General features: G+C 32.0%; 5 protein-coding genes. All 5 read left to right on the top strand.

Annotation, left to right across the window (positions count from 1 at the left end):
* Positions 1 to 1,328, top strand: a 1,328-nt coding sequence (locus AB5903_RS21580) for an MATE family efflux transporter (protein WP_368118273.1), incomplete at its 5' end; no start/stop codon positions are given.
* 258 nt (positions 1,329 to 1,586) lie between these two features.
* A complete protein-coding gene (locus AB5903_RS21575; RefSeq protein WP_182305051.1) occupies positions 1,587 to 2,693 on the top strand; it encodes an O-antigen ligase in 1,107 nt (368 codons plus the stop codon).
* Positions 2,694 to 2,720: 27 nt separating this feature from the next.
* Positions 2,721 to 3,629: a glycosyltransferase family 2 protein gene (locus AB5903_RS21570; RefSeq protein WP_117907206.1), complete on the top strand. Its 909-nt coding sequence runs from the start codon at positions 2,721 to 2,723 to the stop codon at positions 3,627 to 3,629.
* A 66-nt stretch (positions 3,630 to 3,695) separates the two neighbouring features.
* Positions 3,696 to 4,892, top strand: coding sequence for a glycosyltransferase (locus AB5903_RS21565; RefSeq protein WP_117907207.1), 1,197 nt, complete (start codon positions 3,696 to 3,698; stop codon positions 4,890 to 4,892).
* 21 nt (positions 4,893 to 4,913) lie between these two features.
* Positions 4,914 to 5,444, top strand: a complete 531-nt coding sequence (locus AB5903_RS21560) for a DapH/DapD/GlmU-related protein (RefSeq protein WP_117907208.1) — start codon at positions 4,914 to 4,916, stop codon at positions 5,442 to 5,444.
* Positions 5,445 to 5,526 lie beyond the last annotated feature (82 nt).

Genomic DNA, 5,526 nt, shown 5'->3' with positions numbered 1-5,526 from the left:
GTGCAACATCTCGTTTCTTGACTTATGAGTTAGGAAAGAATAATCTATTTAAGTTGGAGCAAACATTCAGTTCCGCAATGGTTATTCATATAGGTATTGCTGTGGCTGTTTTTATATTGGCCGAGACAGTTGGTATATGGTTCTTGATGAATAAACTTGTTATTCCGGAAAGTCGAATGCTTGCAGCACATATAGTGTTTCAACTTTCTATTCTTGCGATGATGGTGACAATTACACAAGTTCCATATAATGCTTCTATTATAGCTCATGAGAAAATGGATGTATATGCTTATGTTGAACTGCTTAATGTGTTTTTGAAGTTAGGTATTGTCTTTCTTCTTTTATTAGGGAAAACTGATAAACTTATATTGTATGCTTTGTTGACATTTATTGTATCTTTGATTATAGCTTTGATTTATAGGGTTTATTGTATGCGGCATTTTAGTGAATGTCATTTGAAGAGAAAAATATATGTAGATGTTATTAAGCCCATGCTTTCGTTTTCGTGCTGGGACTTATATGGAAATATGGCTGTTTCATTTAGGGTTCAAGGCGTAACTATGCTTCTTAATATGTTTTATGGGCCGTTATTGAATGCTGCTAATGGCATTGCGAATAATGTGCATGGTATTATTCTTGGATTTGCAAATAATGTGATAATGGCTTTTCGTCCACAGATAATTAAGGGTTATGCAGAGGGAGATATTCGGCGAATGTCCTATTTGATAGAAAATGCTATTAAGTTTACTTTGTGTTTGTATTTAATAATAGCCCTCCCCTTATTTGCGGAAGCTGATTATGTTCTTAAATTGTGGCTTAAAACCGTTCCTGATTATACCGTGTTTTTTCTTCGCGTGGTATTGATTTGCAGCTTTTTTAGGTTGGGTAGCAATATCATGAATATTGCAATTCATGCTACAGGTAAAATAAAAATGGTAAGTTTTATATCTGGTACATTTTTTTTACTTAATATCCCTTTGATGTATGTTGTGATGAATTTAGGTAGTGGAGCATATATCGCATATTTTGTTTTAATTCCTATTGATATTATAACAACAATGGTAGGAGTGTATATAGCTAAATCTTTGATTAATCAATTGAATGTTAAAAATGTTGTATTTAAAGGATATGGATTGAATTTATTGATGATAGCAATAGTATTGCCTGTTTTTTATGGTATTCAAATAAATTTTGATTCTGGACTTTTACGTTTATTTCTGTCAACATTAGCTTCATTGGTATTCTCAGCTTTGTTCATATATATAGTGATGCTTAATAAGCATCAGCGTAAACTAATACTTGCAAAGATAGGCTTTTTCAGAAACTGATAAGTGTTATAAATTGTAAAAAATGTTTTTATGCAATCAGCTTTTATATTTATTCTTTTGATTATACTTTTTCTAATTCTCCTACGTAAGGGGAAAGAGAGGAGTTTGTATCTGATGATTGGTATTTTCTTTTTGAATGATACAGTACGAATTAATCCGTTCAATTCATATACATTACTTTGTATTGCATTTTTTTGTTCTTTATTATTGCATAAAGAACTCAAGACCGAGTGGAAAAGATTCCCGTTTAAAAAAATTATGTATGTACTTTTTGTAATACATATTTTGGTTGTTTTATTTGACCCACGTGTTTCTGCACCCTTGACTTTTTTGTCACGTATATGTAACAACTTTGTTCCACGTTTTTTAGCATTATTCATAGGATATGCTTCTATATCAACATTAGCAGTCTGGTATAAATCATCGAAGCAGCTTGCTCTCATTTTTTGTGTTATGGGATGTTATGGCTTTATAACTTTTATTTTACAAGGAAATCCTTATGATGATGCTTTGCATATTGCTTTTGGTAATGATGTTGGCATTTGGTCTGAAGTACAGTCTCGTGGCTATCGTGTGCTTTCTACGTTAAATAATCCGATTGTATATGGTTTTGTTATGTTCATAGCCACTACATATCTCTATTTGCAGCGTGATAATTTTAGTAAAAATGTTTATTTCTGCCTGTCTTTGTTGGTATTCTTAAATGTATTTCTTGCAAATTCAAGAACTGGTATTGTAGCCGGGGTGTTTCTTTTAGTGGTATATGCTTTAGTAGAATATAAACTTTCTTTTCGTTTGTTGGGATATGCCTTCTCTGTCATTCTCATTTGTTGTATCTTATATCAATTTGTTCCTTTTGTTCAAGATACGGCAGATAGTGTATTAGATATATTTTTGACTGGTGGCACAAAAACAGAAGGAAGTAATGTTGAGCTTAAAGAAAAGCAAATGGAGACATCTTTATTATATTTCTACTTACATCCTTATTTTGGAAGCGGTTTTAATTATTTTAGAGAGGTAATTGTATTAAAAGATGCGGCTGCAAGTGAAGCTTTGGCTGGGTTAGAGGGGTATGGATATAAGTTGCTCGTTGAGGAGGGAATATTTATGATAATTGCCGTATCCTGGTTGTTCTTGAGTATTTTATGGTATTTTTTGAAGCGGTTGAGTGTAAAACAATATTCTAGTATGGGAGTTGCTTGGACTCTTTCTTTTCTATTTTTTATTATATCTACAGGTACATATGGAGGTGTTTTTACTATATGCATGATTTTTATAGGAATGCTTTTGAAGTATGTACAGATAAAAGGTCAAGTGAATAAACGAAAAAACAGGCAGACTGGTAAAATGCTTTGTATAAAGTGATATGTTTTTTAATTAATAATAAATGCCATGGTTTCAGTGATAGTTCCTGTATATAAAGCAGAATTGTATTTGGATAAATGTATAAAAAGTATCTTAGGGCAGACTTATGATAATATTGAGTTGCTTTTGATTAACGACGGTAGTCCTGACCGTAGTGGTGAAATTTGTGATAGATATGCTCAGACGGATGAAAGGATAAAAGTATTCCATAAGCAAAATGCAGGTGTCAGCGCTGCTAGAAATACAGGATTGATGAATGCGCATGGGAAATGGATTATTTTTGTAGACAGTGATGATTGGTTAGAAGTTGATTGCATTGAAAAATGCTTAAAACTGATAAATGAATACCATTTGGATTTTCTTCAGTTTGGTTTAAAACGTGTAGATGATAATGGTCGTGTTCTTTCTGCGGATGGAAAGGAAACAGCAGTACTAAGTGCAGAGGAATATATTAGAACGGGAAAAATAGGTATATGTGTGGGAGGAGGAATTTTTAAGGCAGATATTATACAGGCTGCTAATTTAAGGTTTGATACAGATTTGAAATTAGGAGAAGACCAACTTTTTGTTTATCGTTATATTTCCAAATGCAAATATTGTAATAGAATCAATAATTTGTTCTATAATTATAGGGCTAATGCTGAATCAGCTTGTACTATATCAAATCCGCAAGAGTGTATAAAAAGTATTAAGGCTTTTCAAAAGTTTGAATTAAGGCGAATTTTTGAGCCATATATACAACGTAGTATATTACGATATTTTCTTTATCCAATTATAAGAAGCGGTATTTTGACAGTAAGGCAAATATATATTCTAATCCAGACTGAAAAATTTGAAATGTTGGTTCCTAATAGAAAAATAGAGAAAATATTTTTGAATTTATATAAGTGTTCTAAATATGCAGGTATATTTTTCCTCAGATATACCCTTTCTTAACAAGGAGACCCCTTGAAAACACGATGTATTAATTATTTTATTAATTCACTTAATAATAGTTTTAGTATGGAACGTAAAAAGAAAATATTGATAGCCATTTATAATTTAGCTGCGGGTGGGGCACAAAAGAGTCTTGTTTCACTTTTAAATACAATTTCACCAGAGAAATATTCGATTGATTTGTTTTTACTTAATAGTCAAGGACTGTTTCTTTCCCAAGTTCCAGAGTATGTTAATCTAATAAAAGGTAGTTCAAATTTTTCTCTGATTCATCATTCTCCTGCAGAGTTTAAATATTTTTTTAAATTAGGAATCTGGTTATGGATGAAGGTGGTATATTCCCGGCTGATATCAAAATGTTTTTTTAGGAATTTGCATAAAGAACAAGCTCATTGGAAAACATGGAGTCAGAATATAGAAAATTTGCCTAAAGAATATGATTGTGCTATAGGGTATGTTGAAGGGTGTATGAATTATTTTGTAATAGATAAAGTGAAAGCTAAACGTAAAATACTTTGGATTCATAACGTTTATACAGCATTAAAATATAATCCAGATTTTGATTTTGATTTTTTTAGTAAAGCAGATAATGTTGTTACTATGTCAGAGTCGGGAGTGGAATCTTTGCAACATACATTTCCACAATTGAAACAGAAATTTATTGTGTTGGAAAATATATCTAATGGTAAATTAATAGAGAAGTTCTCATTATCCTCAATTGAAGAAAATGAGTACAAAAATTTTAAAGGGTTGAAATTGCTTTCAATAGGAAGGTTGATGGATCAAAAAAATTATCCTCTTGCTATTCAAGCGGCGAGTGAATTGCGAAAAAAAGGAATTGTTTTCCTTTGGTATGTTATTGGGGAAGGTTTTGATAGAGCAAAGTTGGAAGCACTGATTGAAAAGGAAAATCTTGGGAAAGTATTTAAGTTGATTGGGCTTAGGGAAAATCCTTATCAATATATGAGAGTTGCAGATATGATTGTAATGACTTCAAAATTTGAGGGGCGTTCAATAGCGTTAGACGAAGCTAAGATTCTTCATAAACTTATAGTTACAACTAATTATACATCTGTTGCTGATGTCGTAGAAAACGAAAAGACAGGTTTGATATGTGAGATGACACCGCAAGCTGTAGCAGATGCTATAACAAGATTGCATTCAAATCCCAATTTAGTGGATGCTATTATAACTAATTTAAAATCAAAAGATTGGGATAATACAAGCGAAGTAGAAAAATATTATTCGGTAATAGAAGGTTGATTTTGAAAATTATAAAAATATATGAAAATATTTTGGTTAGCATGTTATTATGGTTTTGCGTATCATTTGCCTTCAACATATTCGTTAGGTAAGATTGGGCTTTATAGTGGGCGTTTGCGCAGGTTTTTCTTTAAGCATATTGCTAAGAAGTGTGGACATCATGTGAACATTGAACGTCATGCTTTTTTTGGGAAAGGATTCGGTATAGAATTGGGGAACTATAGTGATTTAGGTATTGATTGTCATGTTCCTAATGATATTAAAATAGGTGATTATGTAATGATGGGACCGAAATGTTTTATTCTTCCCAATGATACTCATGATATTTCAAGGTTGGATATTCCGATGCAGCAGGCTGGGCGTATGGTAAAACCAGGCAGGACGATTATAGGAAGTGATGTTTGGATAGGACGTCAAGTCCTGTTTACAGGGGGGAAGCATATTGGAGATCATTGTGTAATCGGGGCTGGAAGTGTTGTTACTAAAGATGTTGAATCATATGCAGTTGTTGGAGGAAATCCTATAAGAGTAATAAGATATCGCAATAAATAGAAAAAATCACTACTGTCCCGTAAAAGTGGATAAATAGTTCTTTGAAATTATTGAAATATAGTCAATTACACGGTTTTTTGAA

This window comes from Bacteroides sp. 2201st1_D9_2201SCRN_220225 (genome assembly GCF_040928965.1).
GTDB classification, from domain to species: Bacteria; Bacteroidota; Bacteroidia; order Bacteroidales; family Bacteroidaceae; genus Bacteroides; species Bacteroides stercoris.
This window is presented reverse-complemented; position numbering and strand designations above follow the sequence as displayed.